This window comes from Burkholderia sp. MSMB2157WGS (assembly GCF_001532755.1).
In the GTDB taxonomy this organism is placed as follows: Bacteria; Pseudomonadota; Gammaproteobacteria; order Burkholderiales; family Burkholderiaceae; genus Burkholderia.
Window position 1 is genome coordinate 23,923 of record NZ_LPJG01000044.1, and the last position, 24,048, is coordinate 47,970.

24 protein-coding genes are annotated in these 24,048 nt (G+C 68.2%); 10 read left to right on the forward strand and 14 right to left on the reverse strand.

Annotated elements, in window-relative coordinates; all coding sequences use genetic code 11:
• Nucleotides 1-117 precede the first annotated feature (117 nt).
• The 3 genes from WT53_RS26760 to WT53_RS26770 all read left to right on the forward strand — a co-directional run bounded on the left by WT53_RS26760 (nt 118) and on the right by WT53_RS26770 (nt 2,818).
• The gene (locus tag WT53_RS26760; protein ID WP_034204186.1) at nt 118-501 is read left to right on the forward strand and encodes a hypothetical protein; all 384 of its coding nucleotides are present in this window, start codon (nt 118-120) and stop codon (nt 499-501) included.
• Between the two features lie 62 nt (nt 502-563).
• Nucleotides 564-1,733 carry a bacteriohopanetetrol glucosamine biosynthesis glycosyltransferase HpnI gene (hpnI, locus tag WT53_RS26765; protein WP_060262317.1) on the forward strand — a complete coding sequence of 390 codons (1,170 nt, stop codon included), beginning with the start codon at nt 564-566 and terminating at the stop codon, nt 1,731-1,733.
• A complete protein-coding gene (locus tag WT53_RS26770; protein ID WP_034204188.1) occupies nt 1,730-2,818 on the forward strand; it encodes a lysylphosphatidylglycerol synthase domain-containing protein in 1,089 nt (362 codons plus the stop codon). The genes hpnI and WT53_RS26770 overlap by 4 nt, the downstream gene beginning before the upstream one ends.
• Nucleotides 2,819-2,844: 26 nt before the next feature.
• Here WT53_RS26770 and denD read toward each other — a convergent pair whose 3' ends face one another.
• From denD to WT53_RS26810, 8 genes are all read right to left on the reverse strand, one after another.
• Nucleotides 2,845-3,816, reverse strand: a complete 972-nt coding sequence (gene denD, locus WT53_RS26775; RefSeq protein ID WP_034206110.1) for a D-erythronate dehydrogenase — start codon at nt 3,814-3,816, stop codon at nt 2,845-2,847.
• Nucleotides 3,817-3,845: 29 nt separating this feature from the next.
• Complete coding sequence (otnI, locus tag WT53_RS26780) at nt 3,846-4,622, reverse strand: 2-oxo-tetronate isomerase (RefSeq protein ID WP_034204189.1); 777 nt, start codon at nt 4,620-4,622, stop codon at nt 3,846-3,848.
• A 75-nt stretch (nt 4,623-4,697) separates the two neighbouring features.
• Nucleotides 4,698-6,020, reverse strand: a complete 1,323-nt coding sequence (locus tag WT53_RS26785; protein ID WP_034204190.1) for an MFS transporter — start codon at nt 6,018-6,020, stop codon at nt 4,698-4,700.
• Nucleotides 6,021-6,141: 121 nt separating this feature from the next.
• Entirely contained in the window at nt 6,142-6,780 is a 639-nt protein-coding gene (locus WT53_RS26790) for an aldolase (RefSeq protein WP_034204191.1), read from the reverse strand.
• On the reverse strand, nt 6,777-8,078 hold the full coding sequence (otnK, locus tag WT53_RS26795) for a 3-oxo-tetronate kinase (RefSeq protein WP_034204192.1): 1,302 nt from the start codon (nt 8,076-8,078) through the stop codon (nt 6,777-6,779). Before otnK ends, WT53_RS26790 begins: the two co-directional genes overlap by 4 nt.
• A 19-nt stretch (nt 8,079-8,097) precedes the next feature.
• Nucleotides 8,098-8,988: an L-threonate dehydrogenase gene (gene ltnD / locus WT53_RS26800; RefSeq protein ID WP_034204193.1), complete on the reverse strand. Its 891-nt coding sequence runs from the start codon at nt 8,986-8,988 to the stop codon at nt 8,098-8,100.
• 58 nt (nt 8,989-9,046) lie between these two features.
• On the reverse strand, nt 9,047-9,751 hold the full coding sequence (locus WT53_RS26805; protein WP_034204194.1) for a FadR/GntR family transcriptional regulator: 705 nt from the start codon (nt 9,749-9,751) through the stop codon (nt 9,047-9,049).
• A gap of 194 nt (nt 9,752-9,945) precedes the next feature.
• Nucleotides 9,946-11,019, reverse strand: a complete 1,074-nt coding sequence (locus WT53_RS26810) for a GlxA family transcriptional regulator (protein WP_034206111.1) — start codon at nt 11,017-11,019, stop codon at nt 9,946-9,948.
• A gap of 287 nt (nt 11,020-11,306) precedes the next feature.
• Between WT53_RS26810 and WT53_RS26815 the strand changes: the two genes are divergently transcribed.
• The 7 genes from WT53_RS26815 to WT53_RS26845 all read left to right on the forward strand — a co-directional run bounded on the left by WT53_RS26815 (nt 11,307) and on the right by WT53_RS26845 (nt 18,838).
• The gene (locus WT53_RS26815) at nt 11,307-12,692 is read left to right on the forward strand and encodes an L-serine ammonia-lyase (protein WP_034204195.1); all 1,386 of its coding nucleotides are present in this window, start codon (nt 11,307-11,309) and stop codon (nt 12,690-12,692) included.
• A gap of 14 nt (nt 12,693-12,706) precedes the next feature.
• Nucleotides 12,707-13,951, forward strand: a complete 1,245-nt coding sequence (locus WT53_RS26820) for a sarcosine oxidase subunit beta family protein (RefSeq protein ID WP_034204196.1) — start codon at nt 12,707-12,709, stop codon at nt 13,949-13,951.
• Between the two features lie 25 nt (nt 13,952-13,976).
• Nucleotides 13,977-14,288 carry a sarcosine oxidase subunit delta gene (locus WT53_RS26825; RefSeq protein WP_034204197.1) on the forward strand — a complete coding sequence of 104 codons (312 nt, stop codon included), beginning with the start codon at nt 13,977-13,979 and terminating at the stop codon, nt 14,286-14,288.
• The gene (locus tag WT53_RS26830) at nt 14,285-17,296 is read left to right on the forward strand and encodes a sarcosine oxidase subunit alpha family protein (RefSeq protein ID WP_060262318.1); all 3,012 of its coding nucleotides are present in this window, start codon (nt 14,285-14,287) and stop codon (nt 17,294-17,296) included. Before WT53_RS26825 ends, WT53_RS26830 begins: the two co-directional genes overlap by 4 nt.
• Entirely contained in the window at nt 17,286-17,918 is a 633-nt protein-coding gene (locus tag WT53_RS26835; protein ID WP_034204198.1) for a sarcosine oxidase subunit gamma, read from the forward strand. The genes WT53_RS26830 and WT53_RS26835 overlap by 11 nt, the downstream gene beginning before the upstream one ends.
• The gene (locus tag WT53_RS26840; RefSeq protein WP_034204199.1) at nt 17,915-18,355 is read left to right on the forward strand and encodes a dihydroneopterin aldolase; all 441 of its coding nucleotides are present in this window, start codon (nt 17,915-17,917) and stop codon (nt 18,353-18,355) included. Before WT53_RS26835 ends, WT53_RS26840 begins: the two co-directional genes overlap by 4 nt.
• A 156-nt stretch (nt 18,356-18,511) precedes the next feature.
• The gene (locus tag WT53_RS26845; protein WP_034204200.1) at nt 18,512-18,838 is read left to right on the forward strand and encodes a helix-turn-helix transcriptional regulator; all 327 of its coding nucleotides are present in this window, start codon (nt 18,512-18,514) and stop codon (nt 18,836-18,838) included.
• 48 nt (nt 18,839-18,886) lie between these two features.
• On the opposite strand, the gene WT53_RS26850 is transcribed toward WT53_RS26845, so the two are convergent.
• From WT53_RS26850 to WT53_RS26875, 6 genes are all read right to left on the reverse strand, one after another.
• On the reverse strand, nt 18,887-19,570 hold the full coding sequence (locus tag WT53_RS26850) for a lytic transglycosylase domain-containing protein (protein ID WP_034204201.1): 684 nt from the start codon (nt 19,568-19,570) through the stop codon (nt 18,887-18,889).
• 157 nt (nt 19,571-19,727) lie between these two features.
• Nucleotides 19,728-20,123: an NAD(+)--rifampin ADP-ribosyltransferase gene (arr, locus tag WT53_RS26855; protein WP_034204202.1), complete on the reverse strand. Its 396-nt coding sequence runs from the start codon at nt 20,121-20,123 to the stop codon at nt 19,728-19,730.
• A 32-nt stretch (nt 20,124-20,155) separates the two neighbouring features.
• On the reverse strand, nt 20,156-20,923 hold the full coding sequence (locus tag WT53_RS26860) for an ABC transporter permease (protein ID WP_034204203.1): 768 nt from the start codon (nt 20,921-20,923) through the stop codon (nt 20,156-20,158).
• A complete protein-coding gene (locus tag WT53_RS26865; protein WP_034204204.1) occupies nt 20,920-21,867 on the reverse strand; it encodes an ABC transporter ATP-binding protein in 948 nt (315 codons plus the stop codon). Before WT53_RS26865 ends, WT53_RS26860 begins: the two co-directional genes overlap by 4 nt.
• The gene (locus WT53_RS26870; RefSeq protein WP_034204205.1) at nt 21,864-23,042 is read right to left on the reverse strand and encodes an ABC transporter permease; all 1,179 of its coding nucleotides are present in this window, start codon (nt 23,040-23,042) and stop codon (nt 21,864-21,866) included. The genes WT53_RS26865 and WT53_RS26870 overlap by 4 nt, the downstream gene beginning before the upstream one ends.
• Nucleotides 23,039-23,962, reverse strand: a complete 924-nt coding sequence (locus tag WT53_RS26875; RefSeq protein WP_034204206.1) for an ABC transporter substrate-binding protein — start codon at nt 23,960-23,962, stop codon at nt 23,039-23,041. Before WT53_RS26875 ends, WT53_RS26870 begins: the two co-directional genes overlap by 4 nt.
• Nucleotides 23,963-24,048: the final 86 nt, after the last annotated feature.

Below are 24,048 nucleotides of genomic sequence, written 5' to 3' on the forward strand. Positions count from 1 at the left end.
ACGACATTTCCGGGGCGGCGTTCCGCTTCCCCCGATCCCGAATCGCTCGGGCGCGTCCGGCGCGAGCCGCCCGCACCCGGGCGCCAACCCGCGCCCCTTTCGACCGATATCCGTTCGATGCGCGTCGCCCGTACGGGAGGTTCGATCCTGATGGCATCCTCGACGATCGAGCGCTGGCGCGCCCACCTGCTGATCGCCGCACTCGCCGCCATGTTCATTCAATGCTTCGTGCTGGTTTCGTTGCTTGCATGGCGCGTACCCGAAGCATTTTTCACCACGATGACGTTCCGCGTCTGGACCGTCGTTGCCGTCGCCGCCGCGATCCTGTCGGCCCGTAAGCTTGCCGACGCGGCGTTCAAGGCTGCGCTGGCGTGCGGTTGCGTGCGTGTGACCGGAATCGATCGCCGCACGGTAGTCGTGTCATCCGATTGCGCGTACCGTCGGCTGGTCGTTCTTCATATCCGGCTCAACGGGAACCGGTACGGCGGCGTGCATGGGTGAGCCCGCGTGTGCGCCGCCGTTCGCTGCCATTGTGGTCGTACGGGTCATCACCGGGGGAAAGCATGGTTGTGTTGCATGTGCTGCGCGCGCTGGCCGGCGCGATGTCGATCGTCTGCGGGCTCGCCGTGGTGCTGGGCGTCGCGTACACGCTTACGGCGGGCGTGCTGGTCGGCCGGTTCTTTTCCCGGGCGATGGCGCCGCCGCGCACGTATCCGGGCGTCACCGTCGCGCAGCCGCTGCACGGCGACGAATGGGATCTCGTACAGCATCTCGAAAGCTACTTCGTGCAGGATTATCCGGGGCCGGTGCAGCACCTGTTCGGCGTGCACGATGCGGGCGACGCGGCACTCGCGGCGGTCGAGACGTTGCGCGCGCGGTATCCGGGCGCGAACGTCAAGGTCGTCGCCGATGCGCGGCTGTACGGGCCGAACCGCAAGATCGCCAATCTCGTGAACATGCTCGAACACGCGGAGCATTCGGTGCTCTGTCTCGCCGACAGCGACGTGGTGGTCGAGTGCGATTATCTGCGCGCCGTCGTCGGTGCGCTACAGCAGCCGGATGTCGGCATCGTGACGAGCGTGTATCGCGGCGTCGCAGCGCCGGGATTCTGGCCGGGGGTCGCCGCGGCGATGACGAACTACCATTTCCTGCCGGGCGTGATCACCGGGCTCTTCATCGGGCGCGCGCGGCCCTGCTTCGGCCAGACGATCGCCATCACGCGCGCGACGCTCGAACGCATCGGCGGGCTGACGCGCTTTGCCCATCATCTGGCGGAAGATCACGCACTCGGCGAAGCCGTGCGGCAAGCGGGCGCGCAGGTCGTCATTCCGCCGTTCGTCGTCGGGCATGCGTGTGTCGAAGAGACGTTCGCGCGGTTGTACGCACACGAATTGCGTTGGAGCTGCACGATCCGCGCGGCGGACCGGCTCGGTCATCTCGGATCGGTACTGATGCATCCGGTGCCGCTGGCGCTGCTGGCGGTGCTGTGCTCCGGCGGCACGGCCGCCGCGTGTGCGCTCGCGGTTGCGGCGCTGGCGTCGCGCGCCTGGTTGATGCTGAGAACGAGCCGCGCGACCGGCGCCGGCCTGCGCCGCGCATTCTGGCTGCCGTTCGTCGATCTCCTGCAGTTCGTGATCTTCGTATCGAGCTTCTTCTCGTCGCACGTCGTATGGCGCGGCACGCGCTTTCGCGTCGACCGGCAAGGCCTGCTGTCTCCGGCGGGTGAGTCATGACGACGGAGCCGAACCTCGACGCCGCGGCGGCCGGCCGGGTCGCCCTGCGCGGCGACGCGCGGCTTCGCCATGCGGGGCGCGCGATCGCACTCGGCGGGCTGGCGCTCGCGGTGTGGCTCGTCTGGCGCGAGCATCCGCAAGACATCCTGCATCGGCTGCGGACCGCCGGCGCCGGGCTGCTGGTCGCCGCGCTCGCGCACATCCTGCCGATGCTCGCGAACGCGTGGGACTGGCGGATGCTGATCCGCGGTCCGCGCCGGCCGTCGTTGCCGACGATGCTGAAACTCGTGTGGATCCGCGAATCGATCAACGGGTTGCTGCCGGTCGCGCGCATCGGCGGCGAGATCGTGTCGTTCGGATTGCTGCGGCAGGCGGGCGTGCGTCCGGCGACCGCCGTGGCCAGCCTCGTCGCCGACATGCAGCTCACGCTGATCAGCCAGCTGATCTTCGCGCTGGTCGCGATCGGCTATGTGCTCGAACGCGTGTCGTCCGATGCGGCGCGGGTGGCGGCCAACCTCGCGATCGGCATGGCCGCGCTGGTGCCGGTGCTGCTGCTGTTCGCGCTGGTGCAGCACGCGCGGCCGTTCGAACGCGCGATGCGCGTGCTCAACCGCGTCACGAGCGGCAAGGTGGTGGCGCTGGTCGGCGAATCGGCACGCACCGACCAGTCGATCCGGATGATCTGGAGAAAGACGGGCGTGGTCGTCCGCTATCTCGGGATCTGGCAGACGCTGCAGTTCGCGGGCTATGCGCTGGAAATCTGGCTGGCGCTGGTCTTCCTCGGCGCCGATCCGAGCTTTGCGCAGGCACTGGCGATCGAGGCGCTGATCCAGCTCGTGAGCAGCATCGCGTTCCTGATGCCGGGCGGCCTGGGGGTGCAGGAGGGCGGGTTCGTGCTGATCGGCGGGCTGCTCGGGTTCGACGCGCCGACCTGTCTCGCGTTGGCCGGCGCGCGCCGCGTGCGCGACCTGCTGTTCTATCTGCCGGGGCTGATCGCATGGCAGTGGGCGGCGGGTTCGGCGGCCCGGCCGGGTGGACCGACACGTGCGCCGTTGCCCGCCGGGGACGCCGCCGGGCCGCAGTGACGCGGCCCGACGCGACGCAGCCGGATTCAGCGCCGCTCGTCGGCGAGATGGCTGCGGATCACGTCCGCGAACGACGTGTCGCCTTTCAGCCCGAGCGCTTCCGCACGCGACGTATCCCAGCGGCCCGGCCAACTGCCGACGATCTTCTCGACGCGTTCGTCGGGCACATGGCGGATCAGCTTGACGACCGCGTCGCCCGCGACTTCGCGCAGCGCCGCGATCATCTCGTCGACCGACACCGACAGCCCCGGCAGATTGATCACGCGCTTGTTGCCGAGCTTCGCGGCATCGATCTCGCAACCGGCGACGAGCGCGTCGATCGCGCCGCGCGGCGACAGCAGCCACAGCCGTGTCGAGCCGGGCACCGGGCATACGCTTTCCTCGCCGTTCAGCGGCTCGCGGATGATGCCGCTCGCGAACGACGACGCGGCCGCGTTCGGGCGGCCGGGCCGCACGCTGATGGTCGGCAGCCGCAGCACGCGGCCGTCGACGAAGCCGCGGCGCGCGTAGTCGCACAGCAGCAGTTCGGCGATCGCCTTCTCGGCGCCGTATGACGATTGCGGGTTCAGCGCGGTGTCGTCCTGCACGACGTCGGGCAGCGCGCCGCCGTACACCGCGACGGAGCTCGTGAACACCACCCGCGGCCGGTGGCCGCGCGCGCGACACACCTCGAGCAGCGTGCGCGATGCGTCGAGGTTGATCCGCATGCCGAGATCGAAATCGGCTTCGGCTTGCCCGCTGACGATCGCCGCGAGGTGGAAGATCGCGCCCGTGCGCGTGTCGATCGCGCGTTCGAGCACCGCGCGATCGGCGATGTCGCCGACGATCCACGTCACGCGCGCATCGCCGAAATCGCTGCCCTGGACGACGTCGAGCAGCACCAGCTCGTCGATTGTCTCGACACGGCCGTCAGGGCCGGTCAGTTCGCCGCGCTCGAGCAGCTTGCGCGCGAGACGCTGGCCGAGAAAGCCGGCGCCGCCGGTGATCAGTACTTTCATGTTCTTCATCCTTTCGGGGAATACGGGAGTCACAGGTACGGCCGGAGCCAGCCGAGGCCTTCGGACGTGCCGGCCTTCGGCCGATATTCGCAGCCGATCCAGCCGTCGTAGCCGAGCGCGTCGATCAGCGCGAACAGGTACGGGTAGTTGAGTTCGCCGACGTCCGGCTCGTGGCGTTCCGGCACGCCCGCGATCTGGATATGGCCGATGCCCGCGAAATCGCGCTCGAGTTTCATCGCGAGATCGCCTTCGACGATCTGGCAGTGATAGCAGTCGAACTGCACCTTCAGGTTCGGCGCGCCGACTTCCGCGCAGATCGCCTGCGCGTCGTCCTGGCGATTCAGGAAATAGCCGGGCATGTCGCGCGGGTTGATCGGCTCGATCAGGATCGTGATGCCGTGCGCGGCGCCCGCTTGCGCCGCATGCCGCAGGTTCGACAGATAGGTGTCGCGATGGCGCGCGCGATCGGCGCCCGGCGGCACCATGCCGGCCATCACGTGCAGCTTCTTGTTGCCGATCGTGCGTGCATAGTCGAGCGCCTGGTCGATGCCGCGGCGGAAGTCGTCCTCGCGGCCCGGCAGCGACGCGATGCCGCGTTCGCCCGCGGCCCAGTCGCCCGGCGGCGCGTTGAACAGCGCCTGTTCGAGGCCGTGCGCGTCGAGGCGCGCGCGGATGTCCTCGGCGGCGAAGTCGTACGGGAACAGGTACTCGACGGCCTTGAAGCCGTCGTGGGCGGCAGCGGCGAAGCGTTCGAGAAACGCATGCTCGGTGTACATCATCGAGAGGTTGGCGGCGAAGCGTGGCATGACGGCGGGTCCTGTGAATGAATGGGGCGGGGCGCCGTGCGCCCCGCGTCGAATGACGAATCGGCCGACGACGGATCAGCGGTTCACGAGTTTCGCGGGCGTGAGCCACACGGCGATCGCGCCGATCACGAGCATCGCGGCCAGCACGTACATGCCGGACGACGTGCTGTGCGTGACGTCCTTCAGGTAGCCGATCACGTACGGGCTCGCGAAACCGGCGAGGTTGCCGACCGAGTTGATGATCGCGATCCCGGCCGCGGCCGCGGAGCCTGCGAGGAACGCGGTCGGCAGCGACCAGAACAGCGGGGCGCAGGTCAGCACGCCGCCTGCCGCGAGCGACAGGAACACGATCGACACGGCCGTATTGTGCGAGTACGACGCGGCGACCGCAAACCCGAGCGCGCCCATCAGCGCCGGCACGATCAGGTGCCAGCGGCGTTCGCGGCGCTTGTCCGCGCTGTGGCCGAACAGGTTCATCACGACGATCGCGACGACGAACGGAATCGCCGACAGCAGGCCGATCTGCAGCGTATCGGTGATACCGGTCGATTTCACGAGCGTCGGCATCCAGAAGGTGAGCCCGTACTGGCCGGTGACGAACGCGAAGTAGATCAGCGACATCCACCACATGCGCGGGTCCGAGAACACGGCCTTCAGCGAATGGCCGTGCTTCTGCCGTTCCTGCGGCTGCGCGGCGATTTCGTCTTCGAGCAGCTGCTTCTCGCGCTCGTCGAGCCACTTCGCGCCGCGGATGCCGTTGTCGAGATACAGGATCGTCGCGATGCCGACGAGCACGGCCGGCACGGCTTCGATCATGAACATCCATTGCCAGCCGTGGAAGCCCGAGCCGCCGTGGAAGCGCTCCATGATCCAGCCCGACAGCGGGTTGCCGAAAATGCCCGACACCGGAATCGCCGACATGAACACCGCGATGATCTTCGCGCGGCGATGGGACGGGAACCAGTACGTGAGGTACAGGATCACGCCCGGATAGAAGCCGGCTTCCGCGAGGCCGAGCAGGAAGCGCAGCACGTAGAACTGCGTCGGCGTCTTCACGAACGCGAACAGCGCGGACAGCACGCCCCACGTGATCATGATCCGCGCGATCCAGATGCGCGCGCCGAGGCGGTGCATCAGCAGGTTGCTCGGCAGTTCGAACAGAAAGTAGCCGAGGAAGAAAATCCCCGCGCCGAGCCCGAACACGGTTTCGCTGAACGCGAGATCCTGCGACATCTGCAGCTTGGCAAAGCCGACGTTCACGCGGTCGAGATACGCGACCACGTAGCAGAGCATCAGGAACGGCACGATGCGCCAGAACACTTTCCTGTAGGTGCGGTCCAGTTCGCCCGACTGGGCGGCGGCGGGCGAGCGGCTTGCGGCCGCGTCGAGAGCAGTCATCGTCGTGTCTCCAAGGACGTCGTGTGCCGGCGGCGCGTAGGCTGCCGGTTCGTATGTGTGTGCTGACGGAAGGGCCCGCGCACACTGCGGGCAGGTGAATCGGTATCGGGTGCGCGGCGCGTCACCAGCGCGCGTCGAAGGTGCGGCGCAATTCGTCGAGCGCGGCGTCGGACAGCGGTTCCGGCTTCGGCTGCGTCATCAGCCACAGCCGCGCCGTTTCCTCGAGCTCCTCGAGCGCATACGACGCATGCGACACCGACGGCCCCCACATCACGGGGCCGAGGCGATCGAGCAGCACGCCGCGCACCTGGTCGGCCAGCGCCGCGACTTCGGCCGCGACGGCGGGGTCGCCGGGGCGGCGGTAACGGATCAGCGGGATGTGGCCGACCTTCATCACGTAGTACGGCGTGATCGGCGGCAGCACGTCGGTGTCGCGCCACACGCCCGCGAGCGTCAACGCGACGAGATGCGTCGAATGCGTGTGGACGACGCCATGCGCGTCCGCGTTGCGCGCGTAGATGCCGCGATGCAGCGCGAGCGTCTTCGACGGCTTGCCGCCCGATACGGGCTGGCCGTCGGCGCCGACCTTCGCGATGTCGTTCGGGTCGAGCCGGCCGAGGCAGGCGTCGGTCGGCGTGATCAGCCAGCCGTCCGCGAGACGCGAACTGATGTTGCCGGCGCTGCCGACCGCATGGCCGCGCGCATACAGGCTCGCGCCGACCACGCAGATCTCTTCGCGCAGTTTCGCTTCGTCGCTCATCGTGCGGCTCCGTCCAGCGCGCGCAGCGCCTTGTCGAAAAAGTCCGTCGTGCCGAAGTTGCCGGATTTCAGCGCGAGGCCGAGCGGCTGCGCGTCGATGGTGGCCGTGGCCGGCACGCCCGGGTCGATTTGCGCGCCGATCTGCAGCGACTTCACGTCGAGCGCCTGCACGACCGCGCCGGACGTCTCGCCGCCGGCGACGACGAACTTGCGCACGCCGAGTTCGCGCAGCCCGCGGGCAATCGCCGCGAGCGTGCTTTCGACGAGATGGCCGGCCGCGTCGACGCCGAGCGCTTGCTGCACGGCTTTTACTTCGTCGGGCGTGGCCGTTGCATAAATCAGCACGGGGTGCGGCAGGTGCGAGTGCGCAAACGCGAGCGCCTGCTCGACGACCGGCTCGCCGCGCGAGGCCGCGAGCGGATCGATGCGGAAGGCCGGTCGCGTCGCGCGCCACGCGGCGACCTGTGCGTGGGTCGCCTTCGACGCGCTGCCGGCGAGCACGGCCGACAGGCCGTCGATGCGCGGCAGCGACGCCGCGTTGTCGCGCTCGGGCAGTTGCTCCGCGCGGCGGAAATTCGCGGGCAGGCCGAGCGCGATGCCCGAGCCGCCGGTGACGAGCGGCAGGCCCGCGCACGCTTCGCCGAGGACGTAGAGGTCGCGGTCCGACAGCGCGTCGGCGATCGCGAAACGCACCCCTTCCGCGCGCAGCTGGTCGATCCGCGCGCGCACGGCGGCCGCGCCGAGCGCGATCGTGTCGTAGCGGATCAGGCCGACCGGCGACTTCGTCTGCTGCTGCAGCACGCGTACGAGGTTCGCATCCTTCATCGGCGTGAGCGGATGATGCTCCATCCCCGATTCGTTCAGCAGCACGTCGCCGACGAACAGGTGGCCGCGATAGATCGTGCGGCCGTTCTCGGGGAACGCCGGGCACGCGATCGTGAAGTCGCCGCCGGCCGCATCGAGCAGCGCGTCGGCCACCGGCCCGATGTTGCCCGCGGCGGTCGAATCGAACGTCGAGCAGTATTTGAAGAAGAACTGGCGGCACCCTTGCGCGCGCAACCATTCGTACGCGGCGAGGGATTGCGCGACGGCGTCGGCGGCGGGAATCGTGCGCGACTTCAGCGCGACGACGATCGCGTCGGCGTCGACGATCGTGTCGGCGGCCGCGCCGTCGGCGGGCACGCCGATCGTCTGTACGGTGCGCATGCCGCTCTTGACGAGCATGTTCGCGAGATCGGTCGCGCCGGTGAAATCGTCGGCGATGCAGCCGAGCAGGGGACGGGAAGCGGAAGCGGTCATGGCAGGAACGTCGGTCGAATCAGCGGGCGGGCGGCAGCGTGATGCCGGGGAAAGTCTTGATCACGGCGGAATCGTCCTCGCCGCCGTGGCCGGCGCTCGACGCGCTCATGAACATCTGGTGCGCGGTGGCCGACAGCGGCAGCGGGAATTTGCTGCGGCGCGCGGTATCGAGCACGAGGCCGAGATCCTTCACGAAGATGTCGACGGCCGACAGCGGCGTGTAGTCGCCGTTCAGGATGTGCGGCACGCGGTTCTCGAACATCCACGAATTGCCGGCGCTGTGCGTGATCACGTCGTACAGCGCGTCGGCATCGACGCCTTCGCGCAGGCCGAGCGCCATCGCTTCGGCCGCCGCCGCGATATGCACGCCAGCCAGCAATTGATTGATGATCTTCACTTTCGAGCCGATGCCGTGCGCGTCGCCGAGGCGGTATACCTTGCCGGCGATCGCCGCGAGCACGTCCTCGCAGCCCGCATACGCGGCGGCCGGGCCGGACGTCATCATCGTCATCTCGCCGGCGGCCGCGCGCGCGGCGCCGCCCGACACCGGCGCGTCGAGCATCTGCAGGCCGGCCGCCTCGATGCGCGCGCCGAGCGCGACCGCGAATTCGGGCGCGACGGTCGCGCTCGCGATCACGACGCCGCCGGGCTTCATCGCCGCGACCGCACCGTGTTCGCCGAACAGCACCGTTTCCGTCTGCGCGGCATTGACGACGAGCGTGACGACGACGTCGCACTGCGCACCGAGTTCGGCCGGCGTCGCGCACGCGATGCCGCCTTCGGCGGCGAATGCCTGCAGCACGGTGTCGCGCACGTCGCATGCATGGACGCGCAGGCCGGCGCGCAGCAGCGAGCGTGCGACGCCGAGGCCCATCGCGCCGAGGCCGATGACTCCAACATTTCTTGACATGGTCAACCTTGATCGATTCGGGAGAGGTTCCGGACAGCGGCGGCGGGCGCCGCCGGTTTCAGCAGATGCCGGCTTCCGCGAGGCGGCGGGCGGCGTTGTACATGTGCGTGCGCGCCGCGTTGCGGGCGGCCATCGGGTCGCGCGCGCGGATCGCGTCGGCGATCGCCGCGTGCTCGTCGCGCACCTGCCGCGAGAAATCGTCGCGCGTCGCTTCGTTGCCTCGCGTGACCTTCACGCCGGCTTCGAGGTACTGGTTCAGGAATTGCAGCGTCTTCAGGAAATACGGGTTGCCGGTGACGGCCGCGATCGTGCGGTGGAACGCGACGTCTTCCGCGACGCCGTCGCGCCCTTCGGCCACCGCTGCGTCAATCTTGCGCAGCGCGTCGTCGATGTCGGCCATGTCGTCGTCGGTGTGGTGCAGCGCGGCTTCGGCCGCGACTTCGGCCTCGATCGCGCGGCGCACCGCGAGCAGGTGCGGCAGCGAGCTCGCCTCGACGGCTTCCGCGTAGTCGATGCGCAGCGGCCGGATCGCGCCGTGCTGGTTCACGAACACGCCGCTGCCCTGGCGCGGCTCGACCACGCCTTCGTTCTTCAGCCGCGAGATCGCCTCGCGGATCACGGTGCGGCTCACGCCGAATTCCTGCGCGAGCACGGCTTCGGTCGGCAGCTTGCCGGTGGCCGAGAAACTGCCCACTTCGATCTGCTTGAGCAGTTGCTGCGCGACATGGTCGCTCATCGCGCGGGCCGGAATTTTCTCGAACATGATGCTCAGGTTTGTAAGGTGATGTGGTCATCATACAAATTTGAGTGCGCATCAGCATCCGGGATAACCCTCGCTTTACAGCGGACAACGTCGGCTAAATTGACTGAAACCGGTTCCAAAAACGCGGAAAGCGATGCGAACGCGTCGGTTCTGCAATCAGTCGCTCAAGGAAGGGGGCCGGCGCCCCGGAGTCGTCAGTCCGCGATGTCCTCGACGGCGTCGACCGACGCATCGGGCGTCGCATCGACTTCGGCCACGTCGCCGCCGCGCTCGCGATAGGTCGCCGGCGGCACGCCGAACTGCTTGCGGAATTCGCGCCCGAGGTGCGACGCATCGGCGAATCCGCAACTCGACGCGATATCGGCGACCGTGCGGTCCGAGCTCGTCAGCAGCCACGCGGCCGTGCGCAGTCGCACCTGTTTCGCGAAGGCCTGCGGACTCTTGCCGGTCTCGGCCTTGAAGAGCCGCTCGAGCTGCCGCGTCGACAGGTCGAGCTTGCACGCCAGTTCCTCGAGCGGCAGCGCGCGCCCCACGTGCTGTTCCATCAGAAGAATCGCGCGCTTGACCTTCGGATGCGTCGCCGGTTCGAGGCCCGGCGGATGCGGCTGCGGCGCGTTGCCTTTCTGCATCTCGCCGACGAGCAGGATGCGCAGCGCCTTCTGCACGGTCGCGTGATCGAAATGGCGCAGCAGGATCGCGGCGGCGACGTCGATCGACGCGCGGCCGCCCGAGCACGTGATCCGGCGCCGGTCGATCACGAACAGCCGGTCGGCGATCAGCAGGTCGGGATCGGCGGACGGAAAGCGCTCGATGAAATCCCAGTAATGGAACCAGCTCACGCAGGTGCGATAGCCGTCGAGCACGCCGGCGCGCATCAGCGTGAACACGCCGGTGCAGATGCCGACGACCGTCGCGCCGCCCGTCGCCGCGCGGCGGATGAAGTCGAGCGTTTCGGGGCCGGCCTGCGGCCCCGAATGCAGCAGCCCGCCGACCACCACCACGTAGTCGAACGGCTCGGCCGCGTCGAACGTCTCCCACGGCGTGATCTGGATCCCGCAGCTCGCGCGCACCGGCGCGAGCGTCTCGCCGATCACGCTCCATGCGCAGCGCACGGGCTTGCTGTAGTCGCCGTCGTCGGCCGACAGCCGCAGCATGTCGACGAAGCCCGAGAAGGCCGTCAGCGTGAAGTTCGGCAGCAGCACGATGCCGAAGCGGAGGCGCCGCGGCGCGGGTTCTGCGAGGGGGGAAGCGGGTACGTCGGGGATCATCGCGGCCAATCTCGTCACGCCGGGAAGGCGGTCTCACTCGTTTCACTCTGTTTGCGGGCTACGGCTACCGGAGGGCGGCACGGATGCAGCCAGCGTCGCCGATCGGCCGCGGCCGGACTTGTGGTTTTTCGTCGCGAACCATCGCCAAAACGCACTTTCCGGGCGGCCGGCGCGGCGCTTGGCGGCGCTATCCCACGCCGATGCCGTTTTTGTTCTATCGGCCGATTTTACGCCCTGATGTACTGAGGCCCAACGACATTTCACGCATGCAACCCAAAGGAAGCCAGATGAACGTCAGCGTGTTCGACCTGTTCAAGATCGGCATCGGCCCGTCCAGTTCGCATACGGTCGGACCGATGATCGCCGCGTGCCGCTTCGCGTCGCACGTCGAGGACGCGAACCTGCTCGGCTTCGTGCGCCGCGTGCGGGTCGAGCTGTACGGCTCGCTCGGCGCGACCGGCAAGGGCCACGGCACCGACAAGGCCGTGCTGCTCGGCCTCGAGGGCCACCTGCCCGACACGATCGATCCCGACCTGATCGAGCCGCGGCTCGCCGCGATCCGCGCGGAGAAGTCGCTGACGCTGCTCGGCAAGCAGACGGTCCGCTTCGACGAGAAGGAACACATCGGCTTCTATCGCAAGCTGATGAGCGGCACCGGCATCGTGCACCCGAACGGGATGCGCTTCCAGGCATTCGACGAACACGGCCAATTGCTCGTCGAGAAGGAGTATTACTCGGTCGGCGGCGGCTTCGTCGTGAATCGCGACGGCGATCGCGTGAACGGCGTGCGCGCGGCGGTCGACGTGCCGTATCCGTTCCGCACCGGCGACGACCTGATGCGCCAGTGCCGCGAACACGGGCTGTCGATCGCCGAGCTGATGCTGCGCAACGAATCCGCGCTGCGTCCGGCCGACGAGGTGCGCGCCGGGCTGATGGCGATCTGGCGCACGATGGCCGCGTGCGTCGAGCGCGGCTGCAAGGTCGAGGGCGACCTGCCGGGCCCGATGCGCGTGAAGCGCCGCGCGGCCGAACTGAACGCCCGCCTGCGCGCGCGTTCGGAAGAGTCGCTGCGCGACCCGCTGTCGATGCTCGACTGGGTCAACCTGTATGCGATGGCCGTGAACGAAGAGAACGCGGCCGGCGGCCGGGTCGTCACCGCGCCGACCAACGGCGCGGCCGGCGTGATCCCCGCGGTGCTGCACTACTACGTGAAGTTCGTGCCGGGCTCGAACGAAGCCGGCATCGTCGAATTCCTGCTGACGGCCGCGGCGATCGGGATCATCTACAAGGAAACCGCGTCGATCTCCGGCGCGGAAGTCGGTTGCCAGGGCGAAGTGGGCGTCGCGTGCTCGATGGCCGCCGCCGCGCTCGCCGCCGTGATGGGCGGCACGCCCGACCAGGTCGAGAACGCGGCCGAGATCGGCATGGAGCACAACCTCGGGATGACCTGCGATCCGGTGGGCGGGCTCGTGCAGATCCCGTGCATCGAGCGCAACGCGATGGGCGCGATCAAGGCGCTGAACGCGTCGCGCATGGCGCTCAAGGGCAACGGCCAGCACTACGTATCGCTCGATTCCGTGATCAAGACGATGCGCGAAACCGGCGCCGACATGAAGACGAAATACAAGGAAACGTCGCGCGGCGGCCTCGCCGTGAACGTCATCGAATGCTAACGAAGGATCCAAACATGAGCCGCTACTCGATATTCAGCCTGTTCCGCAACGGCCTCTCGTATCACGAGAACTGGGAGAAGCAGTGGAAGAGCCCGGAGCCGAAGAAGGAATACGACGTCGTGATCGTCGGCGGCGGCGGCCACGGCCTCGCGACCGCGTACTACCTCGCGAAGGAGCACGGGATCACGAACGTCGCGATCCTGGAGAAGGGCTGGATCGGCGGCGGCAACACCGCGCGCAACACGACGATCGTGCGCTCGAACTACCTGTGGGACGAATCGGCCGCACTGTACGAGAAGGCGATGAAGCTGTGGGAAGGCCTGTCGCAGGATCTCAACTACAACGTGATGTTCAGCCAGCGCGGCGTGATGAACCTCGCGCATACGCTGCAGGACGTGCGCGACACCGAGCGCCGCGTGAACGCGAACCGGCTGAACGGCGTCGACGCCGAATTCCTGACGCCCGCGCAGATCAAGGAAATCGAGCCGACGATCAACCTGAACAGCCGCTACCCGGTGCTCGGCGCATCGATCCAGCGCCGCGCGGGCGTCGCGCGTCACGACGCGGTGGCCTGGGGCTTCGCACGCGGCGCGGACCGCGCCGGCGTCGACATCATCCAGAACTGCCAGGTGACGGGCATTCGCCGCGAAGGCGGCGCGGTGGTCGGCGTCGACACGGTGAAGGGGTTCATCAAGGCGAAGAAGGTCGCGGTGGTGGCCGCCGGCAACACGACGACGCTCGCCGACATGGCCGGCATCCGCCTGCCGATCGAAAGCCACCCGCTGCAGGCGCTGGTGTCCGAGCCGATCAAGCCGGTGGTGAACTCGGTGATCATGTCCAACGCGGTGCACGCGTACATCAGCCAGTCCGACAAGGGCGACCTCGTGATCGGCGCCGGTATCGACCAGTACACGGGCTTCGGCCAGCGCGGCAGCTTCCACATCATCGAAAGCACGCTGCAGGCGATCATCGAGATGTTCCCGGTGTTCTCGCGCGTGCGGATGAACCGCCAGTGGGGCGGCATCGTCGACGTGTCGCCGGACGCGTGCCCGATCATCACCAAGACCGACGTGAAGGGCCTGTATTTCAACTGCGGCTGGGGCACCGGCGGCTTCAAGGCGACGCCCGGTTCGGGCTGGGTGTTCGCGCACACGATCGCCCGCGACGAACCGCATCCGCTGAACGCTCCGTTCGCGCTCGACCGCTTCTACACGGGCCACCTGATCGACGAGCACGGCGCCGCCGCCGTCGCGCACTAACCCCCGCACTGAAGGAGAAACAAACATGTTGCTGATCGAATGTCCGTGGTGCGGGCCGCGCGCCGAATCCGAATTCACGTGCGGCGGCGAAGCCGATATCGTGCGCCCGGTGGCGAACGAGACCATGACCGACCGCGAATGGGGCGAATACGTGTTCATGCGCGAGAACAAGCGCGGGCTGCACAAGGAGCAGTGGCTGCATACGCAAGGCTGCCGCCGCTGGTTCAAGGTGACGCGCGACACGGTCACCTACGATATCAAGGGCTACGAAAAGTTCGGCGGGGCTGCCAACGGTGCAGCTGCCGGCAACGCACACGAAGAGGGCACGAGCAAATGAGCCAGAAAGACCGCCTCGGCACCGGTGGCCGGATCAATCGCGCGATTCCGTTGACGTTCACGTTCAACGGCCGCACGTACCAGGGCTTCCAGGGCGACACGCTCGCGTCCGCGCTGCTCGCGAACGGCGTGCATTTCGTCGCGCGCAGTTTCAAGTATCACCGTCCGCGCGGGATCGTGACGGCGGACGTGGCGGAACCGAATGCCGTCGTGCAGCTCGAAACCGGCCCGTACACCGTGCCGAACGCACGCGCGACCGAGATCGAGCTGTACCAGGGGCTCGTCGCGACGAGCGTGAACGCCGAGCCGACGCTCGAGAACGACAAGTACGCGATCAACCAGAAGTTCTCGCGCTTCATGCCGGCCGGGTTCTACTACAAGACGTTCATGTGGCCGCGCAACATGTGGCCGAAGTACGAAGAGAAGATCCGCGAAGCGGCCGGTCTCGGCAAGGCGCCCGAGGTGCTCGACGCCGATCGCTACGACAAGTGCTACGCGCACTGCGACGTGCTCGTGGTCGGCGGTGGCCCGTCGGGCCTCGCCGCCGCGCATGCGGCCGCCACGGCCGGCGCGCGCGTGATCCTCGTCGACGACCAGCGCGAACTCGGCGGCAGCCTGCTGTCGTGCCGTGCGGAGATCGACGCGAAACCCGCGCTGCAATGGGTCGAGAAGATCGAGGCCGAGCTGCGCAAGCTGCCCGACGTGACGATCCTGTCGCGCAGCACCGCGTTCGGCTATCAGGACCACAACCTCGTGACGGTCACGCAGCGCCTGACCGATCACCTGCCGGTGTCGATGCGCAAGGGCACGCGCGAGCTGCTGTGGAAGGTCCGCGCGAAGCGCGTGATCCTCGCGACCGGCGCGCACGAGCGGCCGATCGTGTTCGGCAACAACGACCTGCCGGGCGTGATGCTGGCGGGCGCGGTGTCCACCTACGTGCATCGCTTCGGCGTGCTGCCGGGCCGTAACGTGGTCGTGTTCACGAACAACGACCGTGCATACCAGAGCGCGCTCGACCTGAAGGCGTGCGGGGCGAAGGTGACGGTCGTCGATTCGCGCGCGTCGTCGAACGGCGCGCTGCCGGCCGCGGCCAAGCGGCAGGGCGTGACGGTGATGAGCGGCGCGGTCGTCACGGCCGCATCGGGCAAGTGGCGCGTATCGTCGGTCGACGTCGCGTCCTACTCGAACGGCCAGACCGGCGGCAAGCTGCAGACGCTGCCGTGCGACCTCGTCGCGATGTCGGGCGGCTTCAGCCCGGTGCTGCACCTGTTCGCGCAATCGGGCGGCAAGGCGTGCTGGAACGACGAGAAGGCGTGCTTCCTGCCGGGCAAGCCCGTGCAGGCGGAAGCGAGCATCGGGGCGGCGGCCGGCGAATTCGGGCTGGCCCGTGCGCTGCGGCTCGCGGTCGATGCGGGCGTGGAAGCGGCGAAGGCCGCCGGCTTCACCGCCGCGCAGCGCCCGGCCGTGCCGCAGGTCGCCGAAGCCGTCGAAGGCGCGCTGCAGCCGTTGTGGCTCGTCGGCAGTCGCGAGGCGGCCGCGCGCGGCCCGAAGCAGTTCGTCGACTTCCAGAACGACGTGGCGGCCGCCGACATCCTGCTCGCCGCGCGCGAAGGCTTCGAGTCGGTCGAGCACGTGAAGCGCTATACGGCGATGGGCTTCGGCACCGACCAGGGCAAGCTCGGCAACATCAACGGGATGGCGATCCTCGCGGGCGCGCTCGGCAAGACGATTCCGGAAACGGGCACGACGACGTTCCGCCCGAACTACACGCCCGTGTCGTTCGGCACGTTCGCGGGCCGCGAGACGGGCGATTTCCTCGACCCGATCCGCAAGACGGCCGTGCACGAATGGCACGTCGAGCACGGTGCGATGTTCGAGGACGTCGGCAACTGGAAGCGGCCGTGGTATTTCCCGAAGAACGGCGAGGACCTGCATGCGGCCGTGAAGCGCGAATGCCTCGCGGTGCGTAACGGCGTCGGCATTCTCGACGCGTCGACGCTCGGCAAGATCGACATCCAGGGGCCGGACGCGGTGAAGCTGCTGAACTGGATGTACACGAACCCGTGGAACAAGCTCGAAATCGGCAAATGCCGCTATGGGTTGATGCTCGACGAAAACGGGATGGTGTTCGACGACGGCGTGACCGTGCGCCTCGCCGACCAGCATTTCATGATGACGACCACCACCGGCGGCGCGGCGCGCGTGCTGACGTGGCTCGAGCGCTGGCTGCAGACCGAATGGCCGGACATGAAGGTGCGGCTCGCGTCCGTCACCGATCACTGGGCGACGTTCGCGGTGGTCGGCCCGAAGAGCCGCAAGGTCGTGCAGAAGGTGTGCCAGGACATCGACTTCGGCAACGAAGCGTTCCCGTTCATGAGCTACCGCAACGGCACCGTCGCCGGCGCGAAGGCGCGCGTGATGCGGATCAGCTTCTCGGGCGAGCTGGCCTACGAAGTGAACGTGCCGGCGAATGCGGGCCGCGCGGTGTGGGAAGCGCTGATGGCGGCGGGCGCCGAGTTCGACATCACGCCGTACGGCACCGAGACGATGCACGTGCTGCGCGCGGAGAAGGGCTACATCATCGTCGGCCAGGATACCGACGGCTCGATCACGCCGTACGACCTCGGGATGGGCGGGCTCGTCGCGAAGTCGAAGGACTTTCTCGGCAAGCGTTCGCTGTCGCGCTCGGATACCGCGAAGGAAGGCCGCAAGCAGTTCGTCGGCCTGCTGACCGAGGACGAACAGTTCGTGCTGCCGGAAGGCGCGCAGATCATCGCGAAGGACACGCAGGTGTCGGCGGTCGATCCGACGCCGATGATCGGCCACGTGACGTCGAGCTACTACAGCCCGATCCTGAAGCGCTCGATCGCGCTCGCGGTGGTGAAGGGTGGCCTGAACAAGATGGGCGAGAGCGTCGTGATTCCGCTGGCCAACGGCAAGCGCATCACCGCGAAGATCTCGAGCCCGGTTTTCTACGATACCGAAGGGGTGCGTCAGCATGTGGAATGAAACGAGAAACCAGACGCAGGTGGCGGGTGCGGGCGGCGTGACGCTCGAGTCGCCGTTCGTCGGCGCGGCCGACGTGCTGAAGGCGCACCAGGCGCGCGCATCGAAGAAGTTCGCGCTGCGCGAGCGGCCGTTCCTCGATCTCGTCAACGTGCGCGGCGAGTTGAGCGACCCGGCATTCGTCGCCGCGTTCGAGCGTGTGGTCGGCTGCCGGCCGCCGGCGGAGCCGAACACGGTGGCACGCGGCGCCGAGTACGACGTGCTGTGGCTCGGCCCCGACGAATGGCTCGTGCGGTCGAACGGGCCGGTTCAGGCCGGCGTGCTCGAAGCGAAGCTGGCGGAGGCCGTGCAGGGCGCGTATGCGGCGGCCGTCGACGTCGGCAGCGGCTACACGGTGGTCGAGGTCAGCGGCGAACGCGTGCGCGACGTGATCGCGCGCGGCTGCCCGCTCGATCTGCATCCGCGCGTGTTCAAGCCGGGCCAGTGTGCGCAGTCGCACTACTTCAAGTCGCCGATCACGCTGATCCCGACCGGCGACGCGTCGTTCGAGATCGTCGTGCGTCGCAGCTTCGCCGACTATTTCGTGCGCATCATGCTCGACGCCGCGGCGCCGCTCGCATCATGAAGCCGTTCGACGAACCGTTCGTGGCGATCGACGCGCCGCGCCTGCGCGGGCGCGGCTGGAGCGTGTTCGTCGACGAACTGAAGGTGCCCGCGCGAATCGGCATCCACGCGCACGAGCATGAAGCGCCGCAGCCGATCGTGATCGATGCGCGGCTCGGGTATCGCTGCGAGCCGAGCGAGCAGGGCGAGTGGATCGATTACGACGGGTATTGCGCGCGCGTCGCGTCGTTCCTGTCGCACAAGCCGCATACGCGGCTGCTGGAGACGCTCGTCGCCGATCTCGCGGTGCTGTCGTTCCGCGAATGGCCGGCGCTGGAATCGCTGACGCTGTCGGTGTACAAGCCGAAGATCCGGCCCGGCACGAAACGCGTCGGCGTGTCGCTCGACTGGGCGCGTGGGGATTACCTGCGGTGGACGGGGGCGGCGGGGCAGTTGTGATTGGAGAGGGCCGGATCGAGGCACGAGGGAGGTATCCGGCGAACCCGGCAGCGCGGCGGCACGGATGTGCCGCCGCACTCGTTTATAGTTCCTGAAATATGCGAACAATCGGTGGTCGTTGGCTGCCGTTCGCTTTGTTCCTGAAATCCCGGAATTATGGCCCGCACGCTACCGCGACCTATTGCAAAGCCCGACCCGCTTGCGCTCGATCTCGCTGCATTGGGGGCGCTCGTGCGCAACCGGCGCGCGCAGACCCAGATGCGGATTGACGATGCGGCCGACATGCTCGGCGTCTCCAAGGACGTACTGTCGCGCCGCGAGAACGGGCGTGCGGTGAGTCTCGACAAGCTGTTCAAGGTGCTGGACGGTTTTGGCCTGAATTTGCTCGTCGTGCCGAAACGAGACGTTCAGGTGGCGCGCAACGCAGTGCGCGATCACGCGACGGCGCGCGCCGCTACCCCGGAGTCTCATGAGGGCGCGTGACTGCGCCCGAGATCAACGTTGAATCTTGCCGGTATCGGCCTGCCGCACTTACTTCGCGTTGCGGTTCGCGGCGGGCGCCGCTGACGGATCGCTGACCGGCACCATGTGCGCCTTCGGGTCGTTCCCGGTATTCGCGCTTTTTGCGTCGTCCTCGGGTTCGAGCACGAACCGGAACGAATCGACCCGCTGCATCACCTTCGCCGCATACGCACTGGATCCGCCGCTGTAGCTCTTCAGCCCGGCCTGCACGTTCCCGCCGGCCGCTTTCACGTAGCCCGACAGAATGCGCGAGCCGGCGTCGACGTTCGCATTCGGCTCGGTGAGATCCTTCACGTTGCGCAGCATGCCTCGGTGCGCGGACGGCACGACCTGCATCAACCCGGTCGCGCCGTGCTGGCCGCGCGCCTTTTCCTGGAAGCGCGATTCGATCGAAATAATCGCGTAAACGAGCGCCGGCGGCAGCGAATATTTCGTCGCAGTGACGCTCACGATATCGGCGAGCTTCGCGGCCTTTTCTCTTGCGACGCCGAATTTCTTCGTCAGGTAGGACGTGATGCGGCGGTTTGCTTCGTTGGGCTGATCGTTGGCGTTCGCAAGCGGCGCGGACGCGACAGTCGGCGCGGATGCCAGTACGTCGGGCGCGGAGGCGGGCAATGCGGGCGCCTGCTGCGCCGCGGCCTGTTGCGCAATGCCGAGCGAAAGCACGATCAGCCAGAAGAACCGTCGTCGCATGGTCGAGTGCGGGGAAATGGGAGGCGCATAGTATATCGGCCAATCGCGGAAGACGGTCGAGCGCCCGCTCGAATGAAAGCGATGTGTAGGCTTGTGACGTCCACGACGATCGACGCGCCGATCGTTGCACGGACACGCATCGGAGTCCGGACGAACGCTAGTTGATGATCTCGCCGATGCCGGTTTCGATGCGGCTTCTGAGTTGCCGGATGAACTCGGGATCGTAGGGTTCCCAGCTGTCGAGTTCGCCGACGATTTTCAAAGGCGAGGTACTTCGATACGATCGCGTCGGATTGCCCGGGAATTTCTTGTCCGTGACGTTCGGATCGTTTTCGAATTCCCCGGTGGGCTCGACGATGTAGACGCGCGGTCGACCCTCGCCTTTGGCCATTTCCGCAGCCAGGCCCGCGCCTTTGGGCAGGGCCGTGAAATAAACGTGATTCATGACGACGTCGTCCCGATAATTCGATCTGAAACCCGCCGTCAGCAAATCGCCGATCCGCAAATTCGCTTTCGTGCCATGAAAAAACGGGCCGGCGTCCAGGACAGACATGGTGGCTCCTTCGAAAAATTCCGTGACCGATGCTAAGCGCGTCGCGCGCTCGCCACCCGCGCAATCGCGCCGATCGCGTCGCTGACGAGTACCGCGAGCAAGCCGACGATCACGCCGCCTTGCAGCACGAACGCGGTGTTCGACGTCTGCAGGCCCGCGATGATCACGTCGCCGAGCCCGCGCGCGGCGACCGTCGAGCCGATCGTCGCGGTGCCGAGATTGATCACGACCGCGAGGCGGATGCCGTTGACGATCACCGGGAACGCGAGCGGCAGCTCGACGGACACCAGTTGCTGCCAGCCGCTCATGCCCATCCCGCGCGCGGCGTCGACGACGTCGCGCGGCACGTCCTCGAGCCCGGCGATCGTGCTTTCGAAAATCGGCAGGAGCCCGTACAGCACGAGCGCGATCAGCACGGGCTTCAATCCGAAGCCGACCGCCGGCACGGCAAGCGCGAGCACGGCGACCGGCGGGAAGGTCTGTCCGATGTCGACGACGCTGCGCGCGACCGGCAGGAAATCTGCGCCGAACCGCCGCGTGACCGCGATGCCGGCCGCGACCGCGACGATCGTGCCGATCAGGCTCGACAGCGCGACCGTGCCGAGATGCGCGAGCGTGAGATCGAGCAGGCTCGCGCGATCGTAGATCACCGGCGCGCCGTTGTCCGCGAACGGCGCGAACAGGCCGTGCAGCCACGCGGGGCGCAACAGCAGCACGAGCAGCAGCGCGAGCGCGGCCGCGCGGGCGACGTACGCGGCAAGCGAAGACCGCTTGGGCCGCACGCTGCCGCGCGTCGTCATGCGGGCTGCCTCGCGTGCGAGCGGATCGCGTCGAGCGTGATGCGGCGGGGGCCGTGCGCGGTGCCGTTGGCCGTATCGTCGACGGGCAGCGCGTCGACACCGCGCCACAACAATTCGGACACCGCATCGCGCAGCGTGCGCGTCGCCGCGATCGGCTCGCCGTCGGCGCGGCCGGCTTCGGCCACGGCGTCGATCGGCGTCAGCGCGAGCAGGCGCAGCGGACGGTCGACGCCCGCGACGAGCTGCTCGACGACACCCGCTGCCGGCTTGCCGAGAATTTCAGCGGGCGGCGCGACCTGCAGCAGCCGGCCGCCATCCATCACCGCGATCGTGTCGCCGAGCTTCAGCGCTTCCTCGATATCGTGCGTGACGATCACGACCGTGATGCCGAGGCGGCGCTGCAGCGCGAACAGGTCGTCCTGCGCCTTGTTGCGGATGATCGGATCGAGCGCGCCGAACGGTTCGTCCATCAGCAGCATCGCGGGCTCGGCCGCGAGCGCGCGCGCAACGCCGACGCGCTGCTGCTGGCCGCCCGACAGTTCGTGCGGCAGCTTGCCCGCGAATTCGGCCGGCGCGAGATGGAACAGGTCGAGCAGTTCATTCACGCGCGCGTCGATGCGGGCGGCCGGCCAGCCGAGCAGGCGCGGCACGGTCGCGATGTTGCGCGCGACGCTCCAGTGCGGAAACAACCCGTGCCCCTGGATCGCGTAGCCGATGCCGCGGCGCAGTTGCTCCGGCGCGACGGTCGCCGTATCGACGCCGTCGATGCGGATCGTGCCGCTGGTCGGTGCGATCAGCCGGTTGATCATGCGCAAGAGCGTCGACTTGCCGCTGCCCGATGCGCCCACGAGCGCGGTGATCGTGCCGCGCTGCATCGTCAGCGATACGTCGTCGACGGCGACCACGTCGCCGAAGCGTTTGCCGATCCGTTCGATCTCGATCATCCTGTACGCCCCTTCGCGAGCGACGTCGCGGCTTCGAACACGACGGCGGCCGCCAGTGCGAGCGCGATCGTCGGGATCGCGCCGAGCAGCACGAGATCGGCGGCCGATTGCCCGATCCCCTGGAAGATGAACGTGCCGAATCCGCCGCCGCCGATCAGCGCGGCCACCGCGGTCAGGCCGATGTTCTGCACGAGCACGATGCGCACGCCGCTCAGGATCACCGGCAGCGCGAGCACGAGATCGACGCGCAGCAGCCGCTGCGCGCGTGTCATGCCCATCGCGCGCGCCGCTTCGGTCACGTGCGGCGGCACCTGTCCGAGCCCGACCGCGACGCTCGATGCGATCGGCAGCAGCGAGTAGAGGAACAGCGCGAGCGCGGCCGGCGCGACGCCGATGCCGCGGATGCCGAGTGCGGCCGCGAGCGGCACGTGTGAGGCGAGCAGGCCGAGCGGCGCCATCATCAGCCCGTACATCGCGATGCTGGGGATCGTCTGCACGATATTGAGCACGGGCATCGCGACGGTGCGCACCGCCGCGAGGCGCGCGCATGCGATGCCGAGCGGCACGCCCGCGACGAGCGCGGCGGCGACCGAGCCGCCCGCGAGCGACACGTGACGGATCGCTTCGCGCCAGAAATCGTCGCTGCGCACCGCGTATTCGCGCATCACGGAGAGGCCGTCCCACCAGCCGCTCGCAAGCGGCACGGAAACCGCCGCTATCGCGACGGCGAGCGCGACGAGGCGCCGCCACGGGCCGAACGCGAGGCGGGCGAGCGCGTCGGCGATGAGCACCGCCCACGCGAACAGCAGCAGCCAGACGCCGGCGTCGGGCGACACGCGGGCCAGCATGTCGTCGGGCGCGACGACGTGCGTCGCGGCCGCGCCGACCGCATACGCGAGCGTCGCGAGCCCCGCGCAGCCGGCCGCGAGCCGCCACGCGGGACGGCTCGCCGTCATCGTCCACAGCGCGCCGGCGGTCCATAGCGCGGCGAGCGCGGCGCCCTGCATCGCGGGCAGCGCGGCGAACACCGATAGCCCGGTGCCGGCCGCGATCCGGTTCGGCCGCAGCACCGCGAACGACAGGCCGAACACGGCGACGATCGTCAGTACGCCGATCAGGATGCCGACCTTGTCGAGCGTGACGCGCCGCGCGGACGCCGCCGCGCGCTCCGTCATTTCACGAAACCCTTCGATTTCAGGTAGCTTTTCGCGACGCCGGCAGCCGGCTCGCCGTTGAGCTGGATGCGCGCGTTCAGCGATTGCAGCGTCTTCAGGTCGAGGCTCGCGAACACGGGCTTCAAATACTCGGCGATTTGCGGATGCGCTTTCAGTGCGGCTTCGCGGATCACCGGCGCCGGCGCATAGACGGGCTGCACGTGCTTGTCGTCGTCGAGCACCGCGAGGCCGCTCGACGCGATACCGCCGTCGGTGCCGTAGACCATCGCGGCGTTCACGCCGTCGGTCTGGTTCGCGGCGGCCTTGATCGTCGCGGCCGTGTCGCCGCCGGAGAGCACGACGAGCTGCTCGGGCTTCAGTTTGAAGCCGTACGCTTTCTCGAACGACGGCAGCGCGGACGCGCTGTTCACGAATTCGGCCGACGCCGCGAGCTTCACCTTGCCGCCGCCGGCCACCCACTTGCCGAAGTCGGAGAAGGTCTTCAGGTGCTGCGACTGTGCGACGGGCGCGAGCAGCGCGACGCCCCACGTGTTGTTCGCGGGCGCCGGGGCGAGCCACACGAGATGGTTCGCCGCGTAGTCGAGTTGCTTCGCGGTGTCGTAGCCCTGGCTCGCGTTCTTCCACACCGGGTCGTCGGCCTTGTTGAAGAAGAACGCGGCGTTACCCGTGTATTCGGGGTAGATGTCGATCTCGCCGCTCGTGAGCGCCTTGCGCACGATCGGCGTCGTGCCGAGCGCGATCTTTTCGGTGACGGGAATGCCGTGGGCCTTCAGCACCTGTGAAATGAGGTTGCCGAGCAGGTTGCCTTCGGTGTCGATCTTCGACGACACCACGACGGGCGTGTCGGCGTGCGCGCCGGGCGCCGCAATGGCGGCGGCGAACGCGAGGCCCAGGATCCGGGCGGGCAGGGCGAGCTTCATCGGGGCCAATCTCCAGGACGGGGGCGTACGCCGAAAGTTACTTGACTGAGCCGGCTTTGGCAAACCGCATGCGGCGGCGTGTCCAC

What these genes read in the sequence shown, in the direction of transcription:
- WT53_RS26760 (WP_034204186.1), top strand. Translation starts at nt 118, where the DNA reads ATGCGCGTCGCCCGTACGGGAGGTTCGATCCTGATGGCATCCTCGACG.
- hpnI (WP_060262317.1), top strand. Translation starts at nt 564, where the DNA reads ATGGTTGTGTTGCATGTGCTGCGCGCGCTGGCCGGCGCGATGTCGATC.
- WT53_RS26770 (WP_034204188.1), top strand. Translation starts at nt 1,730, where the DNA reads ATGACGACGGAGCCGAACCTCGACGCCGCGGCGGCCGGCCGGGTCGCC.
- denD (WP_034206110.1), bottom strand. Translation starts at nt 3,816, where the DNA reads ATGAAAGTACTGATCACCGGCGGCGCCGGCTTTCTCGGCCAGCGTCTC.
- otnI (WP_034204189.1), bottom strand. Translation starts at nt 4,622, where the DNA reads ATGCCACGCTTCGCCGCCAACCTCTCGATGATGTACACCGAGCATGCG.
- WT53_RS26785 (WP_034204190.1), bottom strand. Translation starts at nt 6,020, where the DNA reads ATGACTGCTCTCGACGCGGCCGCAAGCCGCTCGCCCGCCGCCGCCCAG.
- WT53_RS26790 (WP_034204191.1), bottom strand. Translation starts at nt 6,780, where the DNA reads ATGAGCGACGAAGCGAAACTGCGCGAAGAGATCTGCGTGGTCGGCGCG.
- otnK (WP_034204192.1), bottom strand. Translation starts at nt 8,078, where the DNA reads ATGACCGCTTCCGCTTCCCGTCCCCTGCTCGGCTGCATCGCCGACGAT.
- ltnD (WP_034204193.1), bottom strand. Translation starts at nt 8,988, where the DNA reads ATGTCAAGAAATGTTGGAGTCATCGGCCTCGGCGCGATGGGCCTCGGC.
- WT53_RS26805 (WP_034204194.1), bottom strand. Translation starts at nt 9,751, where the DNA reads ATGTTCGAGAAAATTCCGGCCCGCGCGATGAGCGACCATGTCGCGCAG.
- WT53_RS26810 (WP_034206111.1), bottom strand. Translation starts at nt 11,019, where the DNA reads ATGATCCCCGACGTACCCGCTTCCCCCCTCGCAGAACCCGCGCCGCGG.
- WT53_RS26815 (WP_034204195.1), top strand. Translation starts at nt 11,307, where the DNA reads ATGAACGTCAGCGTGTTCGACCTGTTCAAGATCGGCATCGGCCCGTCC.
- WT53_RS26820 (WP_034204196.1), top strand. Translation starts at nt 12,707, where the DNA reads ATGAGCCGCTACTCGATATTCAGCCTGTTCCGCAACGGCCTCTCGTAT.
- WT53_RS26825 (WP_034204197.1), top strand. Translation starts at nt 13,977, where the DNA reads ATGTTGCTGATCGAATGTCCGTGGTGCGGGCCGCGCGCCGAATCCGAA.
- WT53_RS26830 (WP_060262318.1), top strand. Translation starts at nt 14,285, where the DNA reads ATGAGCCAGAAAGACCGCCTCGGCACCGGTGGCCGGATCAATCGCGCG.
- WT53_RS26835 (WP_034204198.1), top strand. Translation starts at nt 17,286, where the DNA reads ATGTGGAATGAAACGAGAAACCAGACGCAGGTGGCGGGTGCGGGCGGC.
- WT53_RS26840 (WP_034204199.1), top strand. Translation starts at nt 17,915, where the DNA reads ATGAAGCCGTTCGACGAACCGTTCGTGGCGATCGACGCGCCGCGCCTG.
- WT53_RS26845 (WP_034204200.1), top strand. Translation starts at nt 18,512, where the DNA reads ATGGCCCGCACGCTACCGCGACCTATTGCAAAGCCCGACCCGCTTGCG.
- WT53_RS26850 (WP_034204201.1), bottom strand. Translation starts at nt 19,570, where the DNA reads ATGCGACGACGGTTCTTCTGGCTGATCGTGCTTTCGCTCGGCATTGCG.
- arr (WP_034204202.1), bottom strand. Translation starts at nt 20,123, where the DNA reads ATGTCTGTCCTGGACGCCGGCCCGTTTTTTCATGGCACGAAAGCGAAT.
- WT53_RS26860 (WP_034204203.1), bottom strand. Translation starts at nt 20,923, where the DNA reads ATGACGACGCGCGGCAGCGTGCGGCCCAAGCGGTCTTCGCTTGCCGCG.
- WT53_RS26865 (WP_034204204.1), bottom strand. Translation starts at nt 21,867, where the DNA reads ATGATCGAGATCGAACGGATCGGCAAACGCTTCGGCGACGTGGTCGCC.
- WT53_RS26870 (WP_034204205.1), bottom strand. Translation starts at nt 23,042, where the DNA reads ATGACGGAGCGCGCGGCGGCGTCCGCGCGGCGCGTCACGCTCGACAAG.
- WT53_RS26875 (WP_034204206.1), bottom strand. Translation starts at nt 23,962, where the DNA reads ATGAAGCTCGCCCTGCCCGCCCGGATCCTGGGCCTCGCGTTCGCCGCC.